The organism is Falsiroseomonas selenitidurans (genome assembly GCF_012103215.1).
In the GTDB taxonomy this organism is placed as follows: Bacteria; Pseudomonadota; Alphaproteobacteria; order Acetobacterales; family Acetobacteraceae; genus Falsiroseomonas; species Falsiroseomonas selenitidurans.
On sequence record NZ_JAAVNE010000004.1, the window covers coordinates 73121 to 98789 of the forward strand.

Sequence of the window (25669 nt, forward strand, 5' to 3'; positions counted from 1 at the left end):
GTTTCACCGTCCTCGCTTGCGGTGAATCGGCTCTACCGCGGCATGCGTTCAGATGGAATAGTCTGAACGATTTCTTGTAATGAAATCAGATGTTTCCTGGAAATGCCGGGGAACGGGGCGATGGGGCATGCTCCGCGCTTCCATCGGCGCGGTCCGGGCTGCCGGCCGCCTCGCTCAGATGACGCTGCCCTGCTGCGGCTGCAGGATGCGGTTCATGGCCGCCAGCAGGTCCTGCCGCTGATAGGGTTTGTGCAGCACCAGCGTCCCCGGCGGCAGCCGGTCCGCGTAGCGCTGGTCGGCGAAGCCGGTGATGAGCAGGGTGCGCAGTCGCGGCCGCATCAGCCGCGCCTCCGTGATGAGGTCGGCGCCATTCAGGCCCGCCATGGCGTAGTCCGTCACCAGCGCATCGAAGGGCGACTGGCTCAGCAACTCCAGCGCCCGGTCGCCGCTGGCGGCGCGGGCCACGCTGAAGCCGGCGCGTTCCAGCAGCGTGCCGGTGATCAGCAGCACGTCCGGTGAATCGTCCACCAGCAGCACCCGGCCGGAGGCCGCCGGGGCGGGGGCCGCGGCGGGACGTTCCACCGGCGCCGCCTCCGCCGCCGGCAGCCAGAGATCCACCCGGGTGCCCTGGCCGACCACACTCTGGATCTGCAGGCGCCCGCCGGATTGTTCCGCAAAGCCCTGCACCATGGAAAGGCCGAGCCCGCTGCCATCCCGCCCCTTGGTGGTGAAGAAGGGCTCCACCGCCCGGGCCAGGGTGGCGGCATCCATCCCCGCGCCGCTATCGGCGACGCTGAGGCAGACCCATCGTGCCGCCTGCGGCGCATGCAGCCGGGCGGTGATGCGCAGCGTGCCGCCCTGGCGCATGGCGTGCGCGGCGTTGATCGCCAGATTCAGCAGCGCGGTCTGCAACTGGCCCGGATCCGCCAGCAGCCCCGGCACCTCCCCGGCCTGGACCGAGACCTCGATATGCGGCCCCAGCGTGCGCATCAGCAGCTTGCGCAGATCCGCCAGGAAGGGCTCCAGCGGGATGTGGCGCGGCTGCAGCAACTGCTTGCGCGCATAGGAGAGCAGGTGGTGGGTCAGCGAGGAGCCGCGCTCCGCCGCGCCCAGCGCCACGGCGGCATAGTCGTGGCCCGCGGTGCCGGGCGGCAATTCCTCCAGCACCATCTCAAGCGCGCCGACGACGCTTTGCAGGATGTTGTTGAAATCATGCGCCACGCCGGCGGCCAGGCCGCCGATCGCCTCCATCTTCTGGGCGTGGCGCAGCCGCGCCTCGCTGGTGCGCAGTGCCGCCTCCGCCCGCTTGCGGGCGGTGATGTCCACCAGCACGCAGGTCAGGTTCGGCGCCACCGCGCCCTGCTCGCGCCGCACCGTCACCAGCGCGTCGAGGGTCCGGCCATCGGCGTGCCGGAAGCGCTGTTCGCGCTCGCAAGGCTCGCCGGCCGCCAGCGCCGCGCGTTCGGCGGCGGTCCATTCCAGGGGCTGGTCGGGCGGCAGGAAGTCCTGCAGCGGGCGGCCCACCACCTCGGCATGCGCATAGCCCAGCAGGCTGAGCCAGGAATTGGAGATGTCGGCCACCGTCTGGTCCGGGGCCAGGGTGAAGAGCGGCACGGGCGAATGCTCGAAGCTGGCGCGGCGGCGGGCTTCGGCGCGGGCCTGGTCGGCGCTGCGCAGCCTGGATACGGAGGGCAGGCGCAGCAGATGCGGCAGCAGGCGCCACAGCGCCAGGGCGGCGGCCAGCCCGGCCGCGGCAGTGGCGAGGCGCATGGCGGCGCGCGCGCCGGGGCCGGCGCCGAAGGCATCCATCAGGTTGGCGGCACCGCAGAGCAGCAGGAAGATGCCGAGCAGCCAGGGCAGTGGGCGCTGCCGCAGGCCCGGCCGGCGCAGGCACAGCCGCACCAGCGCCAGGCAGCCGGCCAGACAGGCGGCGCCGATGCCCAGATCGGCCAGCGCGACCAGTTCTCCGAGCGGCAGCGAAGCGGATTGTTGGGGCACCAACTGTTCGGGCATGGCGAGCGCCGCTTCCGGCAGCACCGCGGCAATGGCCCGGTCGGCGCCAGTCGGCAGAGGCACGACCGGGGCGGACAACCAGCGGGTCAGATCAGCCATCATGGCGCTGTCGATTCCGGCGCAAGGCCCTCCCGGCTTTTCCGGTCCGACCTACCGCCACGGGTGAAGCCTCTGCCACACCGCGTGGCGGGAAGGCGAGCAGGCCCGACGAGGTCCGGCCCATACCACTCGCCTGCGGTGTGGCCACTCAGACTGGACACGCAATAGTTGATAAATCGTGAATCCGGCAACCCCGCATGAGGAGAAGCGATACGCGGTCGCCCAGGCGCATGGCGGGGAGGACTGGCCTAGGATGGCACCATTCAGGGATGAGACCGCCGATGCCCCGCAACGCGATCCTGCTGCTGCTTCTCCTCCTCGCCGCCGCGTGCAGCGCCCGGGATGTGGCCAACACGGTGCGCGCCGCCTGCCGCGGCTCGCCCGCCCATTGCACCGATCCGGACCAGTCCCCCCTGGCGCGCTCGCCCGGGATGTAGGGTGGCCTCAGGCCGGCGCGAACATCGGCACCGGCGCGCCCGGCGTGCCGTCCGCCGCCTGGCTCGGCCGGAACACAACCCGCACCTTCATGCCGATGCGGATCTCCTCGAAGGCGCAATCGACGATGTTGGTGAAGATGCGCGGCCCCTCCGCCAGTTCCACATAGGCGCAGGCATAGGGCTGGGCGACGCGCATCACGGTGAAGCTGTAGATCGTGCCCAGCCCGCTTGCCGGCACCAGATCCACATTGCCGGACAGGGTGAAGGGCGAGACGGGGCGCGGGTAGTGGAAGTGCCGGCCGGTGTCCCGGCACAGGCCCAGCAGTAGCCGACCAGCGGCCGCCGCTTCCCAGACGGGCCTGGTGCTGGGGTCCACCACGGGGGCGGCGATGCTGCGTTCGGTCATCTCCGTGGCCTCCTTCACTGCCGTTCCAGCACCAGCGTGGCGCTGCCATGCCGATGGCCGAGCAGCCCGCCCGTGCCATGCGCCAGCGCCAGGCCACAATCGGCCACCTGCACCGCCGGATGCGCTTCCCCCCGCAACTGCCGCACCGCCTCGATCACCTTGGTCATGCCGCCGCGATTGGCGGGGTGGTTGTTGCACAGCCCGCCGCCATCGGTGTTGAAGGGCAGCTTTCCCACGCCGGAGATCAGGTTGCCGTCGCGCACGAAGCGCCCGCCCTCCCCCTTGGCGCAGAAGCCGAGGTCTTCCAGCTGGATCAGCACGGTGATGGTGAAGCTGTCATAGATGCTGGCGTAGCGGATGTCGGCCGGCGTCACCCCGGCCTCCGCGAAGGCCCGGGCGCCGGAGAAGCGGGCGCCGGAGAAGGTGAGGTCCGGATAGCCGCCGAACTGGCCCTTCACCGCCTCACCCGTGCCGCGGATGCTGACCACCGGGCGCTTCAGGGACCGCGCGATCTCCGGCCGGGCCACCACCAGCGCCCCGCCGCCATCGGAGATGACGCAGCAATCGAGGCGATGCAGCGGGTCTGCCACCAGGGGCGAATTCACCACCTCCTCCACCGTCACCGGCTTCTTCAGCATGGCGTGCGGGTTGTGCTGGGCGTGCTGGCTGGCCGCCACCTTGATCCAGGCCAGGTCCTCGCTGGTGGTGCCGAATTCGTGCATGTGGCGCATGGCGCACAGCGCGTAGCTGCCGGCAACGGTGCGGCCCATCGGGATCTCGAAGGCATCGTCCGGCACGCTGGCGTTCTGGGCACGGGCGGCGGTGCCGGTGGCCATGCCCTCGCTGCGCGGCCGGCCGGCCAGGGTGATGAGGGCGATGTTGCAGCGGCCCAGCGCGATGGCGGCCGCCGCATGCGCCACATGCGCCAGGTAGGAGCTGCCGCCGATATCGGTCGAATCGACATGGCTCAGCCGGTCCAGGCCCAGATAATCCGCCATGGAAAGCGGGCCCATGCCGGGGGCGTCGCCGGCGCAGAAATAGCCGTCGACATCCGCCGCGGTCAGCCCGGCATCGGCCAGGGCGCCGAAGGCGACCTCCGCATGCAGCTGGGCGACGGATTTGTCCTCCGCCTTGCGGGTGGGATGTTCGAAGGCGCCGACGATGCAGGCGCTGCCGCGCAGGCTCATGTCCGTGTCTGTCCCCGGCTGTTTGCGGCCGGCAAGGTGCCGCCCCGCGGCGCGCGCGTCCAGCACCCCCTTTCTGCCGCATCCCCCTGGCGGCGCGATGCGCTATGCTGGGCGGAGGGAGGACGCGCGCATGGACATCACCCCACAAACCGCGATCATCGGCACGGCGAATGCCGGCTACCTGTCAGGCTTCGGCAATGGCTTCGAGACGGAGGCCCTGCCCGGCGCCCTGCCGGTCGGGCGCAATTCGCCGCAGCGCTGCGCCTATGGGCTCTATGCCGAGCAATTGTCCGGCAGCCCCTTCACCGCGCCGCGGGCCAGCAATGCGCGGTCCTGGCTGTACCGAATCCGTCCCAGCGTGGCGCATATCGGCCGCTTCGCGCCGCGCGATCCGGGCCTGTGGCGCAGCGCGCCCTGCATGGAGGAAACCGGCCTGCCGATCCAGCCGCTGCGCTGGGACCCGCTGCCGATCCCCGACCGGGCGATGACCTTCCTGGAGGGCATCCACACCATCACCACCTGCGGCGACGTCGCCTCCCAGACCGGCATGGCGGCCAGCATCGTGCTGGTGACGCGCAGCATGGTGGACGAGACCTTCTGGAATGCGGATGCGGAGATGATGGTGGTGCCGCAGCAGGGGCGGCTGCGCTTGCGCACCGAGTTCGGCGTGATCGACGCGGCGCCCGGGGAGATCGCGGTGCTGCCGCGCGGCGTGAAGTTCCGGGTGGAACTGGTGGCGGAGCAGCCGGCGCGCGCCTATCTCTGCGAGAATTACGGCGGCGCCTTCACCCTGCCCGAGCGCGGACCGATCGGCGCCAACTGCCTGGCCAACCAGCGCGACTTCCTGTCGCCCGTCGCGGCCTTTGAGGATGTGGAACGGCCGAATCGCGTCGTGGTGAAGTGGGGCGGGCAGCTTTGGCAGGCGGAGATCGGGCACTCGCCGCTCGATGTGGTCGCCTGGCACGGCAATTACGCACCCTACAAATACGACCTGGCCCGGTTCTCCCCGGTCGGGCCGCTGCTGTTCGACCATGCGGATCCGTCGATCTTCACGGTGCTGACCGCGCCGTCGGAAACCCCCGGCACGGCGAACATCGACTTCGTGCTGTTCCCGGAGCGCTGGATGGTGGCGGAGAACACCTTCCGGCCGCCCTGGTACCACATGAACCTGATGAGCGAGTTCATGGGCCTGATCCTCGGCCAGTATGACGCCAAACCGCAGGGCTTCGTCCCCGGCGGATTCAGCCTGCACAATTGCATGCTGCCGCATGGCCCGGACGCCGAGGCCTTCGAGAAGGCGAGCACCGCGACGCTTGCGCCGCACAAGCTGGAGAACACCATGGCCTTCATGTTCGAGACCCGGCTGCCGCAGCGCCTGACCGCCTTCGCCGCCGGCGCCGCGCAACGCCAGCCGGATTACGAGGCCTGCTGGTCCGGCCTGGTGAAGAAATTCGACCCGGCGCGGCGGTGACCGGCATGATCGACGCCACCCACGACGCGGCCCGGCGCAGCTGCGTCGCCTCGGCCAACGGGCACCCGGATTTTCCCCTCCAGAACCTGCCGCTCGGCATCTTCGCGCCGCAGGGTGAGGCGAAGCGGCCCGGCACCGCCATCGGCGACAGCGTGCTGGACCTCGCCGGCGCGGTCGCCGCCGGGCTGCTGACCGGCGCGGCGGCGGAAGCGGTGGCGGCCTGCCGCGACGGCACGCTGAACGCGCTGCTCGGCGCCGGCGCGGCGCCGCGCCAGGCGCTGCGGGCGCAGCTTTCGGCCCTGCTGGCGGAAGGCGCCGACGCCGAGGCGGCGCTGGGCCCCCTGCTGCACGAGGCCGATCGCTGCAAGCTGCACCTGCCGGCGCGGATCGGCGACTACACGGATTTCTACGCCGGCATCCAGCACGCCACGAATGTCGGCGCGCTGTTCCGGCCGGACAATCCACTGCTGCCGAACTACAAGCATGTGCCCATCGGCTATCACGGCCGCGCCAGCTCCATCGTGCCCTCCGGCACCGCGCTGCGGCGGCCGAACGGCCAGCGCAAGCCGGCGGCGGAGACCGAGCCGAGCTTCGGCCCCAGCCGCAATTTGGACTACGAGCTGGAACTGGCGATCTGGATCGGCCCGGGCAATGCGCTGGGCGAGCCCATCGGCATCGGCCAGGCGGCGGGCCATATCGCCGGCTATGGGCTGCTGAACGACTGGTCGGCGCGCGACATCCAGGGCTGGGAATACCAGCCGCTCGGCCCCTTCCTGGCGAAGAATTTCGGCTCGACGATCAGCCCCTGGATCATCACGCCGGAGGCCCTGGCGCCGTTCCGCGTGCCGCAGCCGGCGCGGCCGGCCGGGGACCCGGCGCCGATGGCCTATCTGTGGGACGAGGACGATCAGGAGAACGGCGCCCTGGCGCTGGAACTGGAGGTCTGGCTGATGACGCCGGGCCTGGCCAAGGCGGGGCTGCCGGCGCATCGGCTGTCGCTGGGCGATGCCCGGGGGCTGTACTGGACGCCGGCGCAGATGGTGGCGCACCACGCCTGCGGCGGCTGCAACCTGCAGCCGGGCGACCTGCTGGGCAGCGGCACCATCTCGATCCCCGGGGGCGACGGCTCGCTGCTGGAAATCAGCCAGGGCGGCCGCAAGCCGCTGGAACTGCCTTCCGGCGAGACGCGCCGATTCCTGGAGGATGGCGACGAGGTGACGCTGCGCGCCCGCGCGGTGCGGGAAGGCTTTGCCTCCATCGGTTTCGGCGACTGCACGGGGCGCATCCTGCCGGCGCCTTGAACGTCCCCCGGCCCCGGTCCAGTTTGCGCGGGAGAACGGAGGGGAACCGCATGTCCGACCGGCCGAAACGGGTGGAGTTCCGCGAGGAAGGCCCGCGCGAGGGCTTCCAGATCGAGAAGACCATCTTCCCGCTGGCGGAGCGCGTGAAGCTGGTGGAGGCGCTGGCGGAAACCGGGCTACACCACATTCAGGTGGCCAGCTTCGTCAGCCCGAAGCATGTGCCGCAGATGGCCGACAGCGCCGAATTCTTCGCCGCCATTCGCCGCAGGCCGGGCGTGGCCTATTCCGGGCTGTGGCTGAACGAGCAGGGTTTTGCGCGCGCGCGGGAAACCGGGACGGTGGACCTGTTCGGCAAGATCTCGCTCTACGCCTCCGATGCCTTCGCGCAGCGCAACAACCGCTGCTCGGCGGCGGAGATGGCGGAGCGGCAGAAGGGCTGGCTGGACCGCTATGCGGAAGCCGGCGTGAAGCCGGATTACGCGATCATCATGGCCGCCTTCGGGTGCAACTATGAGGGCGACATCCCGCCGGCGCGCGTGGTGGACCTCGCGCGCTACGCCCATGACATCTGTGCCGAGCGCGGCGAGAAGCTCGGGCAGGTGTTCCTGGCGGACACGATGGGCTGGGGCAATCCGGAGCAGACGCGCCGGCTGGTCGGCCTGGTGCGGGATGCGCTGCCGGATGTGCGGATCGGCCTGCACCTGCATGACACGCGCGGCCTCGGCACCGCCAATGTGCTGGCGGCGCTGGAGATGGGCGTGGACCTGTTCGACAGCAGCGTGGCGGGGTTGGGCGGCTGCCCCTTCGCGGCGCATGGCGATGCCGGCGCGGCGGGCAATGTGTGCACGGAGGATCTGGTGTTCCTGTGCCACGAACTCGGCATCGAGACCGGCATCGACCTGGAGGCGCTGGTGGAATGCGCCCGCATGGCGGAGCGCCTGATCGGCCGCCGCCTGAACGGCCGCGTCATGCATGCGGGGTCACTCGCCAAATACCGGGCCAGCCAGGGTCTCGCCGCGTGAAGCCGCTGGATGGGCTGAAGGTGGTCGAGATCGGCCAGGTCTTCGCCGGCCCCTATGCGGGCGCGATCCTGGCGGATCTCGGCGCCGATGTGATCAAGGTGGAGAAGCCGCAGGGCGGCGACGATGCGCGGCAGATGGGCCGCGATTTTCGCCGCGGCGATGCGCTGGTGTTTCACGAATTCAACCGAGGCAAGCGCAGCGTCGCGCTGGACCTGAAATCCGCCGAGGGCATGGCGGCGCTGCACGGGCTGCTCGAACAGGCCGATATCCTGCTGCACAACATGCGCCCGGGCGTGCCGGAAACGCTCGGCCTGGGCGGGGCGGAGACCACGGCGCGGCACACCCGCCTGATCTATTGCGAGATGGGCGCCTTCGGCCATCGCGGACCGATGAAGGACCACCCGGGCTATGAGCCGCTGCTGCAGGCTTTTTCCGGATTGTCCTCCATCACGGGCGAGCCGGGCGGCAAGCCGGTACGCATGGGTGCGAGCGTGGTGGACCAGGGCACCGGCATGTGGACGGTGATCGGCGCCCTGGCAGCGCTGCGGCAGCGGGAGGCGACGGGGCGCGGCTGCGTGATCAACACCTCCCTCTTCGAGACCGCCTTCGCCTGGGCCAACCAGAAGGTCTCGGCCTTCGTCAACCTCGGCGAGCAGCCGGTGCGCCATGCCTCCGGCCATCCCGGCTTCGTGCCCTACGAAGCCTTCGACGCCGCCGATTCACCGCTGCTGGTCTGCTGCGGCAATGACCGGCTGTTCGGCAAGTTTGCCCGCGTTCTCGGCCATGCCGAATGGATCGCGGATGCGCGCTTCGTCACCAATCGCGACCGCCTGGCGAACCAGGCGGCGCTGCTGCCGATGATCCGCGACATCATGCGCACACGCCGCCGCGTCGAATGGCTCGGCCTGCTCGTGGAAGCCGGCGTGCCCTGCGCGCCGATCAACACCGTGGAAGACATGCTGGCGGAGCCGCAGGCGGCGGCGATGGCGATGCTGGCGACGCCGCCGGGCGAGGATTTTGCCGTCGTTGCCACGCCGATCAGCTTCGACGGCGTGCGGCCGCTGCCGCCGCGCGGTGCGCCGCGGCTCGACGAACATGCGGGGGCGGGCTTCAGCCCAGGGCCCGCGGCGCGCTGATCGTCGCCCGCAGCCGGGCATGGTCGCGCAGCCAGGCGGCGACCTCGGCATGGCGCGGCGTGCCGGGGTCGTGGCGGCCTTCGCGGATCTCCGCCGCGAGGCGTTCCAGCAACCGCGACTCCGGCGCCGCCACCAGCCGGCGCAGCCGCGCCTGCAGCGCATCCTGCCAATCCTGGCCCGCCGTCGTCTCCCGCAATGCCAGGCCGATGGCGGCGGCGACCATGCGCGCGAGGATGGCCTTGTCCGGCGGCAGCGCCGGCAGGATCTCCTCCAGCACCGCGGCGCGGGCGGTGGCGAGAAGGTTCTGCGCGTCCGGCTTTTCGAGCATCACAGCGCCTCCGCCATCGCCAGCACGTCCCATTCCAGCTCCGGCACCATGTGGCCGGTCAGCGCCAATTCCAGGCTGCGCTCCTGGCCAGAAAGATGCCGCGCCGCCTGGTCGGCGGCGATGACGGCCCAGCGGATGGTGGCCAGCAATTCCCACCAGGGCAGCCGCCCCGCATCCACGGGCAGGCCGTAGCCGGCCAGGAAGGCGTCCCGCGGGCCGATGCCGCCGGCCTCCTGCGCCACCTGGCCGAAGCGCCAGCATTTCGCGCAGAACCAGCCGAGATCCGCATGCGGGTCGCCCCAGCCGGCAAATTCCCAATCCAGCACGGCGGCGACGCCCTGCGCGTCCAGCATGATGTTGCCGGTGCGGAAGTCGTTGTGGCAGAGCACCGGCGGCAGCGGCGGCGGCGCCTTGCGTTCCAGCGCGCGCAGCCCCCATTCCAGCACCGGCCGCGGCGTGCCCGCGGCGTCGAGGCGCCGGCGCAGCGCCGCGATGGCGGCCAGCGCCGCATCCGCCGGCGGATCGCCGAGAAAGCCGAGATCCGCGCGCGGCGGCCGGATCGCGTGAATCCGTGCCAGTTCGCGTCCCAGCGCCGCGACGCAGGCGGCGCGGCCGCCGCCGAGCGTCGCGTCCTTCACCACGCGATGCGGCGCGGCCACGCCCTCCACCCGCGCCATCACGAAGAAGGGCCGGCCGATGACGGAAGAATCCGCGCAGAGGAACAGTGGCGCCGGCACCGTCACGCCCGCCTCGCGCGCCGCGCTCAGCAGGGAAAACTCCTGCGGCCGCGTGTGGCTGACGGCAAGCACGGCCGGCGCATCCGTGCGGAGCACCCAGCGCTGCGCCGCGCCGCCAAGCTCCACGTCCAGCGCCCAGTTCTGCTGGATGGCGCCGCCGGAGAGCCGCGTCAGCGCCGTGATGCGCAGCCCGGCATCGCCACTCGCCTGCGCCAGCCAGCCACGCAGCGCGGCCTCATCCATGGGCGCCCCACTGGAAGAAGTCGCGGCCTTCGCGGCGCAGGAAATTCGCCAGCACCATGCGGTGCACCTCGCTCGCACCATCCACCAGGCGGGCCTGGCGGGCGTAGCGGTACATCCACTCCACCGGCGTGTCCTTGGAATAGCCGCGGGCGCCCAGCAGTTGCAGCGCCGTGTCGACGGATTTGTGCAGCGCGTCGGCGACGACGATCTTCGCCATCGAGACCTCCTTGCGCGCAAAGCCGCCCTGGTCCAGCACCCAGGCCGCCTTCATGGTCAGCAGGCGGCCGATTTCCAGCTCCATCGCCGCCTGGCCGACCAGCCCCTGCACGGATTCGCGGTCGATCAGCTTCTGGCCGAAGCTTTCGCGAACCGCGATGCGCTCCATGGCGATCTCCAGCGCGCGGCGACCCATGCCGAGCCAGCGCATGCAATGCGTGAGCCGCGCCGTGCCGAGGCGGATCTGCGTCAGCTTCAGCCCGTCGCCGACGCCCATCAGCACATTCTCGTCGGGGATCTCCAGCCCGTCGAATGCGATCTCGCAATGCCCGCCATGTTCCTCCGGCCCCATGATCGGGATGCGGCGGATGATGCGCCAGCCGGGTTGGTCCGCATGGAACAGGAAGCAAGTGAGGCCGCGCCGGTCGTCATCGCTGGTGCGGGCAATCAGAAGAAAATGCTTCGATTCGCCGGCGCCGGTGATGTAGTGCTTGCGCCCGGTGACGCGCCAGCCGCCCTGCACCTTCTCCGCCCTTGTGTAGGTCAGGGACGGGTCGCTGCCGCAGCCATCGGGCTCGGTCATTGCGAAGCTGGACTGCACCACGCCATCGACGATGGGTTGCAGCCAGCGCGCCTTCTGCGCCTCCGTCGCCACCTTCTCCAGCACGATCATGTTGCCGTCGTCGGGGGCGGCGCTGTTGAACACGACGGGGCCGAAGATGGAACGGTTCATCTCCTCGTAGCAGGCGGCCATGCCGACCACGGGCAGGCCGCCGCCGCCGCGGGCCTTCGGCATCTGCAGCGCCCAGAGACCTTCCGCCTTCGCTTCCGCGCGCAGCCGCTGCAGGACGTCCGGGTGGATGTTCTCGTGCGCGTCGTAACTGGCGCGGTCCGCCTCCAGCGGGATCAGGCGGGCATCGACGAATTGCCGCACCCGCTTCCGGATGGCGTCGATCTCGGGCGGCAGGGCGAAGTCCATGCGGGGCGTGTCCTAGAGGCTGTTGATGGAATGGCCGCCATCGACGGTCAGCACGCTGCCCGTCATATGCGCGCCGGCGTCCGAGGCCAGCAGCAGCAGTGGGCCGGTGAGGTCCTGCGCCTGGCCCAGCCGGCGCTGCGGAATGCGCTTCACCATCGCCTGGCCGGGCTCGCTGGCGAAGAAATCGGCGTTGATGTCGGTGGCGATGTAGCCGGGCGCCAGGGCGTTCACCCGGATGCGGTGCCGCGCAAGCTCCACCGCCATCTGCCGGGTGAGCTGGATCAGCCCCGCCTTGGCCGCGGCATAGCCGGCAACGCCCGGGATCACCCGCGCGCCGAGGATGGAGGCGACGTTGACGATGGCCCCGCCCTGCCCCGCCGCCACCATCGCCCGCGCCGTGGCCTGGGCCACCAGGAAGGCGCCGCGCAGATCGACCGCCATCACCTGGTCCCAATCCGCCGCGGTATGCTCCAGGAAGGGGCGCGTCGCGGCGATGCCGGCATTGTTCACCAGGATGGCGGGCGGGCCGAGCCGCGCCTGCACCGCTGCCAGCGCTGCGGCGATGCTGGCTTCCTGCGTCACGTCGAGGGCGACGGCGATGGCGCCCTCGCCCAGTTCGGCCGCCAGCGCGGCCACCGCCTCCGGCCGGCGGGCAGCCAGCGCCACGCGCGCCCCGGCCTGGTGCAGCACCCGGCAGAAGTGCCGGCCCAGCGCGCCGGAGGCGCCCGTCACCAGCGCCACGCGCCCCGTCAACGCGAACAGCATGCGGCCCCCTTCCCTGCCGGGAAGTCTTCTATGGCCTGTTCAGCAGCTTGCGAAGCTCTGCCAGCACCGCGTCCATGTCGAGCGGCTTGGCGAAGAGGCTGATCGGCGCTTCGCCATCCGCGGCGAAGGCGGCGGCACCGCCGGCGGGCGCGTAACCGGTCATCACCACCACCGGCAGGTCGGGCCGCGCCGCGCGCAGCGCCCGGATCAGCGCGGAGCCATCCAGCCGCGGCATGCGCAGATCCGTCAGCAGCAGGTCCGGCGGCTCCTGCGCCGCGGCTTCCAGCGCGGCCAGGCCATCCGGGGCGAGAGTCACGGCATAGCCCTCGCGCAGCAATTCATCCTCCAGCGCCATGGCGGCCAGGCCCTCATCCTCCGCAACGAGGATCCGGGGCGCGGCCATCAGCAAGGCACCGTCTCGGGCTGGTCGATCCGGTCCTGTGGCTGGGCGAGTGCAAGGCGCATGGTGAAGACAGCCCCCCCGTCGGGCAGGTTGTGGACATCGATGCGCCCACCCATGGCGCGGGCAATGGCGGCCGCCAGCGGCAGGCCGAGGCCGCTGCCGCGGCCCGGGTCGCGCGTTGTGAAGAAGGGGTCGAAAATCACATCGCGCAAGGCGTCCGGCACGCCGGTGCCGTTGTCCCGCACCTCGATCACCGCCTCGCCGCCATCCTCGGCCAGGGTCACCAGGATCTCCGCCGCCGCATCCGGATCACGCAGGCGCCGGTCCTGCACCGCGTCACGGGCATTGGAAAGCAATTGCAACAAGGCCTGTTCCAGGCGCGCGGGCACGCCCTGCACGGGGAGCGAGGCGACATCGCTGCGCAGCACCACGTCGATGCGCTCCGGCGCATATTGCCCGGCCGCCGTGCGCACCGCGGCGGCGGCGCAGCGCGCGGCGTCGAAGACCTGCGCCGCGCCGGACTCCGCGCCGGGGAGCGCGCGGATGCGCGCCACCAGATCGCCGGCGCGGCGCAGCTGGCTGTCGATGACGCCGAGCGCGGTGCCCAGCCGTGCCGCCGGATCGGCCGGGCCCAGCTCGGCCGCGGCCGCCCGGGCGTTGCGCAGCCACAGCGTCGCGGCATTCAGCGGCTGGCTGGTCTCATGCGCCAGGCCGGCGCACATGGTGCCCACCGTGGCCAGCCGCGCGCTCTGCAGCAGGTCGGCCTGCAGGCGGCGGGTCAAGGTGATGTCGCGCGCCGAGCCGAGCAGGCTTTCCACCGTTCCATCCGCGCCGGTCATCGGCACCAGCACGGTCTGCCAGATGCGCGGGCCGAGCATCGTCTCCGCATCCATCACGTATTCCACCGGCCGGCGCGTCTCAAGCGCCTGCTGCCAATGCGGCATGGCGGCGGCCAGCAGATGCGGGGCGATGACTTCCGCCACCGGGCGCTGCGCGATGTCCGCCCCGCGCAGGCCGAACAGGCGCTCGAAGGCGGGGTTCACCGTCTCCACCACGAAATCGTCGGCGCCGTTGATGCGGATGACGAACAGCGCTTCCGCCAGATTATCGATGAAGGCGGTGACGCGGGCCTCGCTGGCCAGGGCGCGGGCTTCGGCGGCGCGGCGCTCCTCCACCTCCCGCGCCAGGGCGCCGGGGCTGGGCAGGGCCAGCAGGCGGGGCAGCAGCGGCCAGAGCACGATGGCGGTGGTGACGGAAACGGCGGCGCAGATCAGCTTGATCAGCGCCTCGGTCACATAGTCCGGACTGAACAGCGTCCAGGCATGCATGAGATGCGTCGCGCCGCAGGCGATGATGAACATCGCGAAGAGGCCGAAGACCCAGGGATAGGCCAGGTCGCGGCGGCGCAGGACGAAGACGAGGAGCGCGGCGGGGATGGAAAAATAAGCGAGACCCGTCGCAATATCCGAGATAAGATGAATGTATGCAATATCCGCATCAACCAGCGTGCAGAGACCCGGCTGCAGTTGCGGCCCCTCCGGCAACAATTGGTTGAACGGGTTCATGCGGTGGTTGCGCGCAGTCTGCCAGGGATTTTCAGTATCCTACCAAGTTCGGGCGGCAGCGTCGCCATCGTCGCCGGCCCAATATCGGCCATCACGCTTCGTTGACCCGCGGTGCGGTGTCTCACGGCGTGGGAGGCATCAGGCTGACATGCGCGGCGACCACCCGCCAGCCTTCCGGGCGCCGCACCCAGCACTGGCTCTGCCGGCCGATGCGGCCGTTGCGGCTGAAGGTGGTGTTGGCGGTCGCGAAGTCCCGGCCATGGGTGGTGATGACGGTGCGCAGCAAGGTGCGCTCCAGCCCCACGGAGGGGCGGCTGGCGCGGAATGCCATGATCTCGGCATAGCCATGCAGGATCTCGGTCGCGCCGTAGCGGATGGTGCGCGGATCGTTCCAGAACAGTTCGTCCAGCACCGCCACGTCATTGGCCACCAGGGCGGCCTCGTAGCGCTGGAAGGCGGCCGTGACCTCGGCCACGACCTCCGGGATATCGATGTCCATGCGGTGCACCCCCTGCCTGGACCCGGAGAGGCGACCGGGTCGCTCGCGCGGTCATGCGGCGGATCGCGGCGGCCGTGAAGCCCCCGTTGGCGAAAACGCTCGCGCCATGCGGGCCTGGCCCGGCGACCGGCGGGCGCGCGGGCCGGCACCTGCTCAGCGTCGCAGCGATCGCCCGGCCAGGGTCGCCGCCAGGCCGGCCAGCAGCATGGGCAGGGCCGCCAGCGCCCAGGCCTGGCCGGCCAGCGCGCCGATCAGCGGTGGGGCCAGCAGCTGCGCCAGGTTGTTGCCCTGCATCACCAGCCCCACCGCCGGCGCCACCAGCGCCGCATCCGGCACCGACCGCGGCAGCAGCGCGAAGCAGGAGGCCGGCAGAAGCCCGCCGATGCCGCAGGCGGCGATCGCCAGCACCACCACCGCCGCGGGCAGCGGCACCAGGTAGACGGCGCTGCCACACACCGCCATCCCCAGCGCGCCGGCCATGGCGAGGCCGGCCGGCGCGGCGCCCCGGCGCATCAGCAGCCCGGCCGCCAGATTGCCGCCGGCATTGGCCAGGGCCGCCAGCGCCGCCGCCGCGCCAGCCCCGCCGGTGGCGGCGCCCAGCGCCTCCAGCCGCGCCGGCAGGAAGGCGGCGATGCCGAAATACAGCGCGTTGTAGGTGGCGAAGGCCGTGGCGATGCGCAGCGGCCGGCGCGCCGCCATCAGCGCACGAAGCTGCGCGGCGATGGGCGCGGCCGGCGCTGCGGAACCGGCCGGGGCCGCCGGCACCAGAAGCCAGCAGAGCAGCGCCGCCAGGCCCAGCAGCAGCGCCAGCGCCATCCAGGCGGCACGCCAGCCCTGCGCTTCCACCAGCGGCGCGCTGAGCAGGCCGAGCGCGATCCCGGCCGGCATGTAGGTGCCCCACAATCCCATGGCGAGGCCGCGGTCGCGCGGCGCCACGCTGGCCGAAACCAGCCCGGGCGCCGCCACCACAAGCAGGAGAAACCCGGCGCCCTCCGCCACGCGGGCCAGCAGCAGCAGCGGGGCGGTCGGCGCCAGGGCCGCCGCCAGCGCGGCCAGGGTGCCCAGCGCCAAGCCCGCCAGAAGCGCCCGGCGCGGCCCGATCCGCGCGGCGGCCAGGCCGATGCCCAGGCCGCCGATGGCCGCCATCAGCGCGAACAGGGAAACCAGCAGCGCCGCGCCGGTCAGGCCCAGGCCGAATTCGGCGCCGATGGTGGTCATCGCCGCCGGCACCTTGCCGATCTGCGCCGCACCCAGGATGCCGCCCGCCAGCATGGCGGCGACCGGCGCCCAGCTTGTGGCCGCCAGCTGGTTCAGCCGCGGCGCTCGATCAGTTCCACGCGCACGCCGTCCGGCGCCTGCAGGAAGGCGATGCGCACGCCCGGCCGCGCTTCGGTCGGGCCGGAGATCAGCGGCACGCCCTTGCCCTGCAGGTCGGCCAGCGCCGCATCCAAATCGTCCACGGCCAGGCCGACATGCTCGATGCCGAGGAAGGGCGGCGCCGGCGGGGCGTGGGTCTCGGCCGGGACCTGTTCGACGAACAGGGGCACGGCGGCAAGGTCCAGCATCACCCGCAGCCGGCCGCCGGGGGTGGCGCGGCCGGTGATGGCGGCGCCGAAGGCCGAGACGTAGAAGGCGGCGGTCGCCTCCGGGTCCGGGCTGCGAAGATGGATATGGTCGAATCGATAGGGGCTCATGCGCATCATCTCGCCCTGAATCGGGATGGAACGGAAGGGGGCTGGCAATATGACGAGTGTTGATTTAGATTATTCGTCATGAGCACGACAACCCGGGAAGCCGCCACCCGCCGCGCCAGCAGCGCGGAGGAAACGCGGCGGCGCATCGAGGACACCGCCGAGGCGCTGTTCCGCTCCATGGGCTACCAGAAGACGGCGGTGGCCGACATCGCGCGTGAACTCGGCATGTCGCCGGCCAACATCTACCGCTTCTATCCCTCCAAATCCGCGATCAACGAGGCGATCGCGGCGCGGATGCTGGATGGGGTGGAGGCGGAGCTGTGGGCCATCGCGCGCGGGCCGGGCGGCGCGGCGGAACGGCTGCACCTGCTGCTGCGCACGCTGCACCAGCGGCACCTGGCGCTGTTCTTCACGGAAAAGCGCCTGCACGACATGGTGACGGCGGCGATGGCGGAGCATTGGGGCGTGGTGGAACGCTTCATCGAAGGCATCCGCACCGCCATCCGCCACGTGCTGATGGATGGTGCCGCGCGCGGCGAATTCGCGAAGCTGGACGCGGAAAGCACGGCCGGTTCCATCAAGATGGCGGTCATCGGCTTCATGCACCCCGTGCTGATCGCCGAATGCGGCATGCGGGAGGTGAGTGAGGCGGAGATGCTGGCCGATCTCGACGCGCTGATCGCCTTGCTGCTGCGCGGCCTCCGGCCCTGAGATGTGCTGACTGACGATTATTGACTTTTATCAGTCGATAGCCATACTCGCGGCAGAAAATCCGCGAGACCTCCCCCATGGCCCTCTCCCGCGCCACATCGCTGCTGGTCAGCCTGCCCGTCCTCACCGCGCTCGGCATGGCGACCCTGACGGCCTGCGACGGCGAAGCCTTCACCCCGCCCGGCGCCGAGGCGCCCCTGCCGCGCCCGGTGCAGGTGGCTGCGGTGCGCATCTCCGGCGCCGAATCCCTCTCCGCCCATACCGGCGTGGTGCAGGCGCGACGGCAGGTGGATCTCGGCTTCCGCGCCGAAGGCCGCATCACCAGCCGCGCCGTGGAGGTGGGCCAGGCGGTGCAGGCCGGCCAGGTGCTGGCCCGGCTCGACCCCGGGGATCTGGCCCTGTCGCTGCGCGCGGCGGAGGCCGACCTCGCCTCGGCCGAGGCGCAGGCGCGGCAGGCGCGCAACGAGGCCACGCGCTCGCGCCAGCTGCGTGCCGGCGGGCATGTCTCGGCCAGCTATGACGACCAGCGCCAGGCCAGCGCGCGGGCGGCCGCGGAAGCCGTGGCGTCGGCCCGCGCCGGGCTGGAACTGGCGCGCAACCGCCTCTCCTACGCCACGCTGCGCGCGCCCTCCGCCGGGCTGGTGACGGCGCTGCTGGCGGAAGCCGGGCAGGTGGTGACGGAGGGCCAGGCGGTGCTGCGCCTGGCGGACCCGGCGGAGCGCGAATTGCTGGTCCGCGTGCCGGAAGCCGCCCTGCCCGGCCTGGCCGCGGCCCGGGCAGAGGTGCATTTCTGGGCGCGGCCGGACGCCCCCCTGGCGGCGACGCTGCGGGAAGTGGCGCCGCAGGCCGATGCGGCGCTGCGCACCTACGCCGCCCGCTTCAGCCTGGAGGCGGCGCCGGACTGGGTGGCGCTGGGCATGACCGGCACGGTGCGGCTTTCCCTGCCCGGGGTGCCGGCCGCCACCCTGCCGCTCTCGGCGCTGCATGACCGCGGCCAGGGGCCGATGGTCTGGCGCCTGCTGCCGCAGGGGCGGATCGAGGCCGTGCCGGTCACCGTGCTGGCGCTGGCGGAACAGACCGTGCAGGTCAGCGGCGCGCTGCAGCCGGGCGACCAGGTGGTGGCCATGGGCCCGCAGCTGCTGGACCCCGGGCAGCTCGTGCGGGTCGTGCAGACGCGCCTTTCCGCCACCCTGCGCTGAGGGCCGGGCGATGGACCGCTTCAACCTTTCCGCCTGGGGCGTGCGCAACGGCGCGCTGACCCTCTTCGCCATCCTGCTGCTGGCCGTGCTCGGCACCGGCGCCTATTTCAAGCTCGGCCGGGCGGAGGACCCTTCCTTCACCCTGAAGGTCATGGTGGTGACCGCGCAATGGCCGGGGGCCTCGGCTGAGGAGATGCAGGCGCAGGTCGCCGACCGCATCGAGAGCCGGCTGCAGGACCTGGCGCATCTGGACAGGCTCGAGACCTATGTGCGGCCGGGCAGCGCGGTCACCACCGTGGTGCTGCGCGACACCACCCCGCCGCGGGACGTGCCGGGCCTGTGGTACCAGGTGCGCAAGAAGGTGGGCGACATCGTGCCCGCCCTGCCCGCCGGCGTGCGCGGCCCCTTCTTCAACGACGAATACGCCGATGTCTTCTCCGCCGTCCTGGCCCTGACCGGCGCCGAGAACCCGGAGCTGGTGCGCCAGTCGGAGGCCATCCGCCTGCGCCTGCTGCGCGTGCCGGGTGTCGAGAAGGTGACGCTGCAGGGCGAGATCGCGCAGCGCATCCATGTGGAGGTCAGCCATGCCCGCCTGGCCACGCTCGGCATCGGCGCGGAGGCGATCCTGGACGCGCTGGCGCGGCAGAACCCGGTGGCGCCGGCCGGCGTGGTGGAAACCGGGCCGCTGCGCGTGCAGCTGCGCGTCGGCGGCGGGCTGGATGGGCTGGCGGCGATCCGCAACGTCCCTGTCTCCGCCGGCGAGGGCCGCACGCTGCGCCTGGGCGACATCGCCGAGGTGACGCGCGGCCTGGCGGACCCGCCTTCCGCCGCCGTGTTCCATGACGGCGAGGGCGCGATGATGATCTCGGTGGTCAAGCAGCCCGGCTTCAACGTGCTGACGCTGGGCGAGAGCCTGCGCGTGGCGCTGGCCGAGATCCGCCGCGACCTGCCGGTGGGCCTGCAATTGCAGGCGGTGTCGGACCAGCCGCGCATCGTGGCGGAGAGCGTGGCGGAGTTCCTGACCAAGTTCGCCGCCGCGCTGGGGGTGGTGCTGCTGATCTCCTTCCTGTCGCTCGGCTTCCGCGCCGGCATCATCGTGGCGCTGTCGGTGCCGCTGACGCTGGCCGCCGTCTTCCTGATGATGCTGTACTGGGGCACGGAGCTGGAGCGGATTTCGCTCGGCGCGCTGATCCTGGCGCTGGGCCTGCTGGTGGACGACGCCATCATCGCCATCGAGGCCATGGTGGTGAAGCTGGAGGAAGGTTTCGACCGTGCGCGGGCCGCCGCCTTCGCCTGGGGCAGTACCGCGGCGCCGATGCTGTCAGGCACCCTGGTCACGATCGCGGGCTTCATTCCGGTGGGCTTCGCGGCCTCCACCTCCGGCGAATATGCCGGTGGCATCTTCTGGGTGGTGGGCGGCGCGCTGATCGCCTCCTGGCTCGTCGCCGTCTGGTTCACGCCCTGGCTCGGCGTGAAGCTGCTGCCGGTGCCGAAGCACGCGGTGCACCACGACACCCTGTATGATGGGCACTTCTACCGCCTGCTGCGCCGGCTGGTGGGCTGGTGCGTGGACCATCGCGCGATCGTGCTGGGGCTGACGCTGGCGGTGCTGGCCGTGGGCTTCGTCGGCATGGGGATGACGAAGAAGCAGTTCTTCCCGACCTCCGCGCGGCTCGAACTGCTGGTGGATTTGAACCTGCGCCAGGGCGCCAGCTTCGCCGCGACCCGCGCGGCGGTGGAGCGCGTGGCGGCGGTGGTGGCGCGCGACGAGGATGCGGTGATGCACACCGCCTATATCGGCGCCGGCGCGCCGCGCTTCTTCCTGGCGCTGAACCCGGACCTGCCGAACGAGGCCTTCGGCAAGCTGGTGGTGCAGGCACGCGAAGTGCCGGCGCGCGAAAGGCTGCGGGAGAAGCTGATCGCCTTCGCCGCGACGGGGGCGGTGGCGGAAGCGCGGGTGCGCGTCTCCCGCCTCGATTTCGGGCCGCCGGTGGGCTTCCCCGTGCAGTTCCGCGTGGTGGGCGGGGAGCCGGCGGCGCTGCGCCTGGCGGCGGAACAGGTGATGGAGGGGCTGCGCGCCACGCCGGGCACGCGCGATGTGCAGCTGGCCTGGGGCGAGCGGGCGCCGGCGATGCGCCTGGTGCTGGACGAGGCGCGGGTGGCGCAGCTCGGTCTCAGCCCGCAGGCGGTGGCGCAATCCATGCAGGCGCTGGTCTCCGGCGTCACCGCGACGCAGCTGCGCGAAGGCGCGCGGCTGGTGGATGTGGTGCTGCGCGCGCCGGCGGCGGAACGGCTGGGCCTGTCCAGCCTGGCGGACCTGACGCTGGTGACGGCGGCCGGGCCGGTGCCGCTGGGCCAGGTGGCGCGGCTGGAGCCGGTGATGGAGGAGCCCATCCTGTGGCGCCGCAACCGGGAAGCCTTCCTCACCGTGCGCGCCGATGTGGCGCCCGGCCTGCAGCCGCCGGACGTGACGGCCGCCGCCCTGCCGCGGATGCGGGAGATCGAGGCGCGGCTGCCGGTGGGCATGCGGATCGAGACCGGCGGCGCGGCGGAGGAATCGGGAAAGGCCAATGCCAGCCTCTTCGCGCTGTTCCCCGCCATGGTCGCGGTGATGCTGGTGATCCTGATGGTGCAGCTGCGCAGCTTCGGCCAGGTGGCGCTGGTGATGGCCACGGCGCCGCTGGGCATCCCGGGGGCGGCGGCGGCGCTGCTGCTGACCGGCATGCCCTTCGGCTTCGTCGCGCTGCTGGGCGTGATCGCGCTGGCCGGCATGGTGATGCGCAACACGCTGATCCTGGTGGACCAGGTGCGCCAGGATGTGGCGGCCGGCATGGCGCTGCGCCAGGCGATCATCGAGAGCAGCGTGCGCCGGGCGCGGCCGGTGGTGCTGACGGCGCTGGCCGCGGTGCTGGCCTTCGTGCCGCTGACGCTGTCCGTCTTCTGGGGGCCGATGGCGGTGGCGATGATCGGCGGGCTGACGCTCGGCACCGTGGCGACGCTGCTGGTGGTGCCGGCGCTGAACGGGCTGGCGCTGGGCTGGCGGCGGCCGCGCCGGGCGCCGGCGGGGGCCATGGCGCCGGCGGAGTAGGTCAGGCCACGCGGCGGAGCAGGCGGCCGACGGGGGTTTCGCTGGCGCCGGTGGCCTGGGTGTAGACGGATTGGCCGTTCACCCAGGTCTCGAGGATGCCATCCGCCACCTGCTTCGGCGCGGTGAAGGTGGCGCGGTCGCGGACCGTGGCGGCATCGAACAGCACCAGATCGGCGAAGGCGCCTTCGCGCAGCGCGCCGCGATCGGCGATGCCGAAGATTTGCGCGGTGCGGCCGGTCATTTTGTGAACCGCCTCCTCCAGCCCGAACAGGCCAAGGTCGCGGCTGTAATGGCCGAGAACCCGCGGGAAGGTGCCCCACAGCCGCGGATGCGGGTGCTTTGCCAGCGGCCCGCCATCGCTGCCGACCATGGAGAGCGGATGCGCCAGGATGCGGCGCATGTCGTCCTCCGCCATGTTGTGGAAGACGCCGCCGCCGGGGGTCAGGCGCTGCGCCGCCACTTCCAGCGTCACGCCCCATTCCTGCGCGATGTCGGCCAGGTCGCGGCCGGCCATTTCCGGATGCGGGACGGAACTCGTCACCGTCACCGCCACATCCGGCCGCGGCTTGCGCGCGGCGAGCGAGGTGGAGGAGGCGGTGTAGGGGTAGACGTCGAAGGCCACGGGATGGGCCTCCGCATGGCGCGCGATCAGCGGCAGCGTCTCCACCGACCTGCCGTGGTTCTCCGGCTGGGCGCATTTGTGGTGGCTGATGATGACCGGGGCGCCGACGGCGCGGCCGATGCGCAGCGTCTCCTCGATGCTGTCCAGCACGCCATCGGCCTCGTCGCGCATATGGGTGACGTAAAGGCCGCCCTGCGCGCGCAGCGCCTCCGCCACCGCGATCACCTCCTCGGTCGGCGCCGCCCTGCTCGGCGGGTAGAACAGGCCGGTGGAGAAGCCGGCGGCGCCTTCGGCCAGGGCCTGCGCCAGTTGCTTGCGCATCCGCTCGGCTTCCCTGTCCGTCGCCGGCCGGCCCGTGTCCCGGCCCATGGCGCCGACTCGCAGCGACATATGGCCGATCAAGGCGAGCGTGTTCACCGATGAGGGCGTTGTGCGCAGCCGGTCGGCATAGGCGCCGAAACTATCAAAAATCCACCATTCGGGGGCGCAGACGCCGTCGAGTGGTGCCGGCGGGCGTTCACTCATGGCCACGGGTGACAGGCTGATGCCGCAATTGCCGACAACCACCGTGGTGACACCCTGGCTGGTCTTGCACAGCATGCAGGCCGGGCCGCAGAGCACCGCCTGGTCGTCATGCGTATGCGCGTCGATGAAGCCGGGCGCGAGGACGCGGCCTTCGGCCATCACCTCCCGCTCCGCCGCCATGGCGGACAGGTCGCCGAGGCCGGCGATGCGGTCGCCGCGCACGGCGAGGTCGCCGCGGCGGCGCGGGGCGCCGGTGCCGTCGATGAGGGTGGCATCGCGGATGATGAGGTCGCAGCGGCGCATCGGGGCCATCCCTGGATCGGGCCACGCAGGATGGCGCCGCGGCAGCGCCGGCGGAACCCCTCCCGCATCCCGCCGCCAGGGGCCATGCTGCGGCGAAGCCCGAGGGGAGCCCGCGATGCCGGACCGCCGCCACCTGCTGCTGATCGGCGGCGGCCATGCGCATGTGGAGGTGCTGCGCCAATTTGGCGAAGCGCCCCTGCCCGGCTGGCGGGTGACGCTGCTGACGCGGGAGGCGCATTCGCCCTATTCGGGCATGCTGCCGGGCGTGATCGCCGGGCTCTACCGGCCAGCGCAGGCGCTGATCGACATCACGGCGCTGGCCGCGCGCTGCGGCGTGGGCCTGGTGCTGGACCGCGCCACGGGGATCGACCCGGCGGCGCGGCGGGTGCGGCGGGCGGATGGCGCGGATCTGGCCTGGGACCTGCTGTCCATCGACACCGGCGCGACGCCGGATACCAGCACGCCGGGGGCGGCCGAGCACGCGCTGCCGCTGAAGCCGATCGACGCGCTGCTGCCGCGCCTGCAGGCGCTGGCGGATGGACGCAGCGTCGCGGTGGTGGGCGGCGGCGCGGCGGGGTTCGAGGTGGCGCTGGCGCTGCGACGGCGGGCGCCGGTGGCGCTGGTGGCCGGCGCCTCCGGCCTGCTGCCCGGCTTTCCGGAGGCGTTGCGGCAGCGCGCAGCGCGCGCCCTGGCGCAGCGCGGGGTGACCCTGGTGGCGGGCCGCAACGTGGCGGCGGTGGCGCCCGGCGCGCTGCACTTCGTCGATGCGCCGACGCTGCGGGCCGCGGCGCTGGTCTGGGCCACCGGCGCCGCCGCGGCGCCCTGGCTGGCGGAGACCGGGCTTTCCGGGACCGGGCTGGCGCGGGATGCGCGCGGCTTCCTGGTGGTGGATGAATGCCTGCGGGCGCGGCCGGACATCTTCGCCGCCGGCGATGTCGCCAGCTTTCCCGGCGGGCTGCCCAAGGCCGGCGTCTTCGCGGTGCGGCAGGGGCCGGTGCTGGCCGCCAACCTGCGCGCCGTGGCGGCCGGCCAGGCGCCGCGCCCCTATGTGCCGCAGACGGACTATCTGCGGCTGCTCTCGCTGGGCGATGGCCGCGCGCTCGGCACCCGCAACGGGCTGGTCTTCGGCGGGCGCTGGGTGTGGTGGCTGAAGGACCGCATCGACCGGCGCTTCATAGCGCGCTACCAGTGACCGCCATGGGATGGCTGCGCGACAGGCGGGTCTGGGCAGGGCTGGCGGTGGTGGCACTGCTGGCGGGGCTGCGCTTCACCGGGCTGGGCGAGGTGCTGTCGCTGGACACGCTGGCGCGGCACCGCGCGGCGCTGGGCGGCTTCGTCGCGGAGAACCGACTGCTGGCCGCGGCCGGCTTCATGGCCGCCTATGCGGCGGCGGTGGCGCTTTCCGTCCCTGGCGCGGTGTGGCTGACCATCGCCGGCGGCTTCCTGTTCGGCGCGGTGCTGGGCACGGCGCTCACGGTGGTCGCGGCGACGCTCGGCGCCACGCTGGTCTTCCTGCTGGCGCGGCGGATCTTCGGCGACGATGCGCTGGACCGGCTGGGGCCGCGCGCGGCGCGCCTCGCGGCCGGCATCCGGCGCGATGCGGTGCCCTACCTGCTGGTGCTGCGGCTGGTGCCGGTGTTTCCCTTCTTCCTGGTGAATCTGGTGCCGGCCTTCTGCGGCGTGCGGCTGCCGGCCTTCCTCGGCACCACCCTGGTCGGCATCCTGCCCGCCACCGCCGTGTTCAGCCTGGCCGGCGCCGGGCTGGGCGGGGTGCTGGATGCGGGGGGCGAATTCAGCCTCTCCAGCGTGCTGACGCCGCAGATCCTGGGGGCGCTGGGCGGGCTGGCGGCGCTCTCCCTGCTGGCGATCCCGCTGAAGCGGCGGTTTGCCCGGGACTAGAGCCGTTTCACCGCAAGCGAAAACGGTGAAACGGCTCCAGCCTATTGTTTCGACGCATTTTCCGAGTCGCCTTGCGAAGCCGCAGGGCGTGAAAACGCTCTAACCGATCAAGGCCGCCAGCCCGGACGGCAGGCCGAGGCTCGGCACCGGCGTGGCGGGGGCCCTGCCTGGGGCGGCCTGGCCGAGGGCGGCGCCCGCCGCCCGCACGCCTTCCTCCACCGAGCACAGAACCGGCACCGGCACCATTGGCGCCAGCCGCGCCGCCAGGCCGGCCAGCCCGGCGCCGCCGAGCACCACCACCTCCGCCCCATCCTGCGCCACGCAGGCGCGGCAGGTCTCGGCCAGCGCGCCGAGGGCGGCCTCCGGGTTGCGGGCGATCGCGCCGCCGCTCGGCGCCACGGTGCGCACGCCGGTGAGCAGCGCGGCCAGGCCGCGGGCGGCGTAGAATTCCGTCAGCATCGGGCCCCAGGCGGCGCCGCCCGTCACCACGCCGAAGCGCCGGCCCCGGGCGGCGGCGGCTGAGGCATCCGCCAGGCCCAGCACCGGCACCGGCGCCACCTCCCGCAGCGCGTCGAGGCCAGGGTCGCCGAAGCAGGCGACCAGCACCGCATCGGCGCCCGCCCCTTCCCGCGCATAGGCATCCAGCGCCGCATGGGCGGCGATGGCAGCGGCGGCGCGGCTGGCAATGTAGCAGGCGCCGAATCGGCCCGTCGCCCCCACCACCTGCACCCCCGCCGGCAGCAGGCCGCGCGCCAGCGCCACCAGACGCGCGGTGATGTCGGGGCTGGCATTGGCATTGATCAGAAGCAGGCGCATGGGCT

The 25669-nt window shown here is 72.2% G+C and carries 24 protein-coding genes; 10 read left to right on the top strand and 14 right to left on the bottom strand.

Translation table 11 applies throughout. From position 1 onward, the window contains the following. Nucleotides 1–174: 174 nt before the first annotated feature. Nucleotides 175–2112 (bottom strand): ATP-binding protein, encoded by a 1938-nt coding sequence (locus HEQ75_RS04065; protein WP_168027648.1) that lies wholly within the window; start codon nt 2110–2112, stop codon nt 175–177. Nucleotides 2113–2393: 281 nt separating this feature from the next. Between HEQ75_RS04065 and HEQ75_RS04070 the strand changes: the two genes are divergently transcribed. Beyond that, nucleotides 2394–2549 (top strand): hypothetical protein, encoded by a 156-nt coding sequence (locus HEQ75_RS04070; protein WP_168027649.1) that lies wholly within the window; start codon nt 2394–2396, stop codon nt 2547–2549. Between the two features lie 7 nt (nt 2550–2556). Here HEQ75_RS04070 and HEQ75_RS04075 read toward each other — a convergent pair whose 3' ends face one another. Next, nucleotides 2557–2955, bottom strand: coding sequence for a Zn-ribbon domain-containing OB-fold protein (locus HEQ75_RS04075; RefSeq protein ID WP_168027650.1), 399 nt, complete (start codon nt 2953–2955; stop codon nt 2557–2559). Between the two features lie 14 nt (nt 2956–2969). After that, on the bottom strand, nt 2970–4142 hold the full coding sequence (locus HEQ75_RS04080; RefSeq protein ID WP_168027651.1) for a thiolase domain-containing protein: 1173 nt from the start codon (nt 4140–4142) through the stop codon (nt 2970–2972). Nucleotides 4143–4272: 130 nt separating this feature from the next. Here HEQ75_RS04080 and hmgA point away from each other — a divergent pair, with 130 nt between their 5' ends. The 4 genes from hmgA to HEQ75_RS04100 are packed head-to-tail and all read left to right on the top strand — an operon-like array spanning nt 4273 to nt 9072. Next, nucleotides 4273–5613, top strand: a complete 1341-nt coding sequence (gene hmgA, locus HEQ75_RS04085; RefSeq protein ID WP_168027652.1) for a homogentisate 1,2-dioxygenase — start codon at nt 4273–4275, stop codon at nt 5611–5613. A gap of 5 nt (nt 5614–5618) precedes the next feature. Further along, nucleotides 5619–6914, top strand: a complete 1296-nt coding sequence (gene fahA / locus HEQ75_RS04090) for a fumarylacetoacetase (protein WP_168027653.1) — start codon at nt 5619–5621, stop codon at nt 6912–6914. 50 nt (nt 6915–6964) lie between these two features. Further along, nucleotides 6965–7936: a hydroxymethylglutaryl-CoA lyase gene (locus HEQ75_RS04095; RefSeq protein ID WP_168027654.1), complete on the top strand. Its 972-nt coding sequence runs from the start codon at nt 6965–6967 to the stop codon at nt 7934–7936. Then, complete coding sequence (locus HEQ75_RS04100; protein ID WP_209318334.1) at nt 7933–9072, top strand: CaiB/BaiF CoA transferase family protein; 1140 nt, start codon at nt 7933–7935, stop codon at nt 9070–9072. The genes HEQ75_RS04095 and HEQ75_RS04100 overlap by 4 nt, the downstream gene beginning before the upstream one ends. Here the strand turns inward: HEQ75_RS04100 and HEQ75_RS04105 are convergent. The 9 genes from HEQ75_RS04105 to HEQ75_RS04145 all read right to left on the bottom strand — a co-directional run bounded on the left by HEQ75_RS04105 (nt 9047) and on the right by HEQ75_RS04145 (nt 16501). Beyond that, on the bottom strand, nt 9047–9400 hold the full coding sequence (locus tag HEQ75_RS04105) for a DUF6285 domain-containing protein (RefSeq protein WP_168027656.1): 354 nt from the start codon (nt 9398–9400) through the stop codon (nt 9047–9049). The two genes, HEQ75_RS04100 and HEQ75_RS04105, sit on opposite strands and share 26 nt — an antisense overlap. After that, the gene (locus tag HEQ75_RS04110; protein ID WP_168027657.1) at nt 9400–10380 is read right to left on the bottom strand and encodes a phosphotransferase family protein; all 981 of its coding nucleotides are present in this window, start codon (nt 10378–10380) and stop codon (nt 9400–9402) included. The genes HEQ75_RS04105 and HEQ75_RS04110 overlap by 1 nt, the downstream gene beginning before the upstream one ends. After that, nucleotides 10373–11575, bottom strand: a complete 1203-nt coding sequence (locus HEQ75_RS04115) for an acyl-CoA dehydrogenase family protein (RefSeq protein WP_168027658.1) — start codon at nt 11573–11575, stop codon at nt 10373–10375. The genes HEQ75_RS04110 and HEQ75_RS04115 overlap by 8 nt, the downstream gene beginning before the upstream one ends. Nucleotides 11576–11587: 12 nt before the next feature. Continuing rightward, the gene (locus HEQ75_RS04120; RefSeq protein WP_168027659.1) at nt 11588–12340 is read right to left on the bottom strand and encodes an SDR family NAD(P)-dependent oxidoreductase; all 753 of its coding nucleotides are present in this window, start codon (nt 12338–12340) and stop codon (nt 11588–11590) included. 28 nt (nt 12341–12368) lie between these two features. Further along, a complete protein-coding gene (locus HEQ75_RS04125; RefSeq protein WP_168027660.1) occupies nt 12369–12743 on the bottom strand; it encodes a response regulator in 375 nt (124 codons plus the stop codon). Then, nucleotides 12743–14308 carry a sensor histidine kinase gene (locus tag HEQ75_RS04130; protein ID WP_168027661.1) on the bottom strand — a complete coding sequence of 522 codons (1566 nt, stop codon included), beginning with the start codon at nt 14306–14308 and terminating at the stop codon, nt 12743–12745. Before HEQ75_RS04130 ends, HEQ75_RS04125 begins: the two co-directional genes overlap by 1 nt. 121 nt (nt 14309–14429) lie before the next feature. Next, nucleotides 14430–14807, bottom strand: a complete 378-nt coding sequence (hpxZ, locus tag HEQ75_RS04135; protein ID WP_168027662.1) for an oxalurate catabolism protein HpxZ — start codon at nt 14805–14807, stop codon at nt 14430–14432. A gap of 153 nt (nt 14808–14960) precedes the next feature. Further along, on the bottom strand, nt 14961–16079 hold the full coding sequence (locus HEQ75_RS04140; RefSeq protein ID WP_168027663.1) for an MFS transporter: 1119 nt from the start codon (nt 16077–16079) through the stop codon (nt 14961–14963). 38 nt (nt 16080–16117) lie between these two features. Further along, nucleotides 16118–16501: a VOC family protein gene (locus HEQ75_RS04145; protein WP_168027664.1), complete on the bottom strand. Its 384-nt coding sequence runs from the start codon at nt 16499–16501 to the stop codon at nt 16118–16120. A gap of 78 nt (nt 16502–16579) precedes the next feature. Here HEQ75_RS04145 and HEQ75_RS04150 point away from each other — a divergent pair, with 78 nt between their 5' ends. The 3 genes from HEQ75_RS04150 (at nt 16580) to HEQ75_RS04160 (ending at nt 21499) form a co-directional block, all read left to right on the top strand. After that, the gene (locus tag HEQ75_RS04150; protein WP_168027665.1) at nt 16580–17212 is read left to right on the top strand and encodes a TetR/AcrR family transcriptional regulator; all 633 of its coding nucleotides are present in this window, start codon (nt 16580–16582) and stop codon (nt 17210–17212) included. Nucleotides 17213–17289: 77 nt separating this feature from the next. Continuing rightward, entirely contained in the window at nt 17290–18411 is a 1122-nt protein-coding gene (locus HEQ75_RS04155) for an efflux RND transporter periplasmic adaptor subunit (RefSeq protein ID WP_168027666.1), read from the top strand. A 10-nt stretch (nt 18412–18421) separates the two neighbouring features. Continuing rightward, a complete protein-coding gene (locus tag HEQ75_RS04160; protein ID WP_168027667.1) occupies nt 18422–21499 on the top strand; it encodes an efflux RND transporter permease subunit in 3078 nt (1025 codons plus the stop codon). Nucleotide 21500: 1 nt separating this feature from the next. On the opposite strand, the gene HEQ75_RS04165 is transcribed toward HEQ75_RS04160, so the two are convergent. Further along, on the bottom strand, nt 21501–22949 hold the full coding sequence (locus tag HEQ75_RS04165) for an N-acyl-D-amino-acid deacylase family protein (protein WP_235961247.1): 1449 nt from the start codon (nt 22947–22949) through the stop codon (nt 21501–21503). Nucleotides 22950–23064: 115 nt separating this feature from the next. On the opposite strand from HEQ75_RS04165, the gene HEQ75_RS04170 reads away from it, so the two are divergent. Both HEQ75_RS04170 and HEQ75_RS04175 read left to right on the top strand, forming a co-directional pair. Then, nucleotides 23065–24141, top strand: a complete 1077-nt coding sequence (locus tag HEQ75_RS04170; protein WP_168027669.1) for an FAD-dependent oxidoreductase — start codon at nt 23065–23067, stop codon at nt 24139–24141. Between the two features lie 5 nt (nt 24142–24146). Next, a complete protein-coding gene (locus tag HEQ75_RS04175) occupies nt 24147–24848 on the top strand; it encodes a TVP38/TMEM64 family protein (RefSeq protein ID WP_168027741.1) in 702 nt (233 codons plus the stop codon). A gap of 99 nt (nt 24849–24947) precedes the next feature. Here HEQ75_RS04175 and HEQ75_RS04180 read toward each other — a convergent pair whose 3' ends face one another. Beyond that, the gene (locus tag HEQ75_RS04180) at nt 24948–25664 is read right to left on the bottom strand and encodes an aspartate/glutamate racemase family protein (protein ID WP_168027670.1); all 717 of its coding nucleotides are present in this window, start codon (nt 25662–25664) and stop codon (nt 24948–24950) included. Nucleotides 25665–25669 lie beyond the last annotated feature (5 nt).

What these genes read in the sequence shown, in the direction of transcription:
- HEQ75_RS04115 (WP_168027658.1), bottom strand. Translation starts at nt 11,575, where the DNA reads ATGGACTTCGCCCTGCCGCCCGAGATCGACGCCATCCGGAAGCGGGTG.
- HEQ75_RS04095 (WP_168027654.1), top strand. Translation starts at nt 6,965, where the DNA reads ATGTCCGACCGGCCGAAACGGGTGGAGTTCCGCGAGGAAGGCCCGCGC.
- HEQ75_RS04170 (WP_168027669.1), top strand. Translation starts at nt 23,065, where the DNA reads ATGCCGGACCGCCGCCACCTGCTGCTGATCGGCGGCGGCCATGCGCAT.
- HEQ75_RS04130 (WP_168027661.1), bottom strand. Translation starts at nt 14,308, where the DNA reads ATGAACCCGTTCAACCAATTGTTGCCGGAGGGGCCGCAACTGCAGCCG.
- HEQ75_RS04075 (WP_168027650.1), bottom strand. Translation starts at nt 2,955, where the DNA reads ATGACCGAACGCAGCATCGCCGCCCCCGTGGTGGACCCCAGCACCAGG.
- HEQ75_RS04165 (WP_235961247.1), bottom strand. Translation starts at nt 22,949, where the DNA reads ATGCGCCGCTGCGACCTCATCATCCGCGATGCCACCCTCATCGACGGC.
- HEQ75_RS04080 (WP_168027651.1), bottom strand. Translation starts at nt 4,142, where the DNA reads ATGAGCCTGCGCGGCAGCGCCTGCATCGTCGGCGCCTTCGAACATCCC.
- HEQ75_RS04070 (WP_168027649.1), top strand. Translation starts at nt 2,394, where the DNA reads ATGCCCCGCAACGCGATCCTGCTGCTGCTTCTCCTCCTCGCCGCCGCG.
- HEQ75_RS04105 (WP_168027656.1), bottom strand. Translation starts at nt 9,400, where the DNA reads ATGCTCGAAAAGCCGGACGCGCAGAACCTTCTCGCCACCGCCCGCGCC.
- HEQ75_RS04140 (WP_168027663.1), bottom strand. Translation starts at nt 16,079, where the DNA reads ATGCTGGCGGGCGGCATCCTGGGTGCGGCGCAGATCGGCAAGGTGCCG.
- HEQ75_RS04160 (WP_168027667.1), top strand. Translation starts at nt 18,422, where the DNA reads ATGGACCGCTTCAACCTTTCCGCCTGGGGCGTGCGCAACGGCGCGCTG.
- hpxZ (WP_168027662.1), bottom strand. Translation starts at nt 14,807, where the DNA reads ATGGACATCGATATCCCGGAGGTCGTGGCCGAGGTCACGGCCGCCTTC.
- HEQ75_RS04145 (WP_168027664.1), bottom strand. Translation starts at nt 16,501, where the DNA reads ATGAGCCCCTATCGATTCGACCATATCCATCTTCGCAGCCCGGACCCG.
- HEQ75_RS04120 (WP_168027659.1), bottom strand. Translation starts at nt 12,340, where the DNA reads ATGCTGTTCGCGTTGACGGGGCGCGTGGCGCTGGTGACGGGCGCCTCC.
- HEQ75_RS04125 (WP_168027660.1), bottom strand. Translation starts at nt 12,743, where the DNA reads ATGGCCGCGCCCCGGATCCTCGTTGCGGAGGATGAGGGCCTGGCCGCC.
- HEQ75_RS04175 (WP_168027741.1), top strand. Translation starts at nt 24,147, where the DNA reads ATGGGATGGCTGCGCGACAGGCGGGTCTGGGCAGGGCTGGCGGTGGTG.
- fahA (WP_168027653.1), top strand. Translation starts at nt 5,619, where the DNA reads ATGATCGACGCCACCCACGACGCGGCCCGGCGCAGCTGCGTCGCCTCG.
- hmgA (WP_168027652.1), top strand. Translation starts at nt 4,273, where the DNA reads ATGGACATCACCCCACAAACCGCGATCATCGGCACGGCGAATGCCGGC.
- HEQ75_RS04065 (WP_168027648.1), bottom strand. Translation starts at nt 2,112, where the DNA reads ATGGCTGATCTGACCCGCTGGTTGTCCGCCCCGGTCGTGCCTCTGCCG.
- HEQ75_RS04180 (WP_168027670.1), bottom strand. Translation starts at nt 25,664, where the DNA reads ATGCGCCTGCTTCTGATCAATGCCAATGCCAGCCCCGACATCACCGCG.
- HEQ75_RS04110 (WP_168027657.1), bottom strand. Translation starts at nt 10,380, where the DNA reads ATGGATGAGGCCGCGCTGCGTGGCTGGCTGGCGCAGGCGAGTGGCGAT.
- HEQ75_RS04150 (WP_168027665.1), top strand. Translation starts at nt 16,580, where the DNA reads ATGAGCACGACAACCCGGGAAGCCGCCACCCGCCGCGCCAGCAGCGCG.
- HEQ75_RS04155 (WP_168027666.1), top strand. Translation starts at nt 17,290, where the DNA reads ATGGCCCTCTCCCGCGCCACATCGCTGCTGGTCAGCCTGCCCGTCCTC.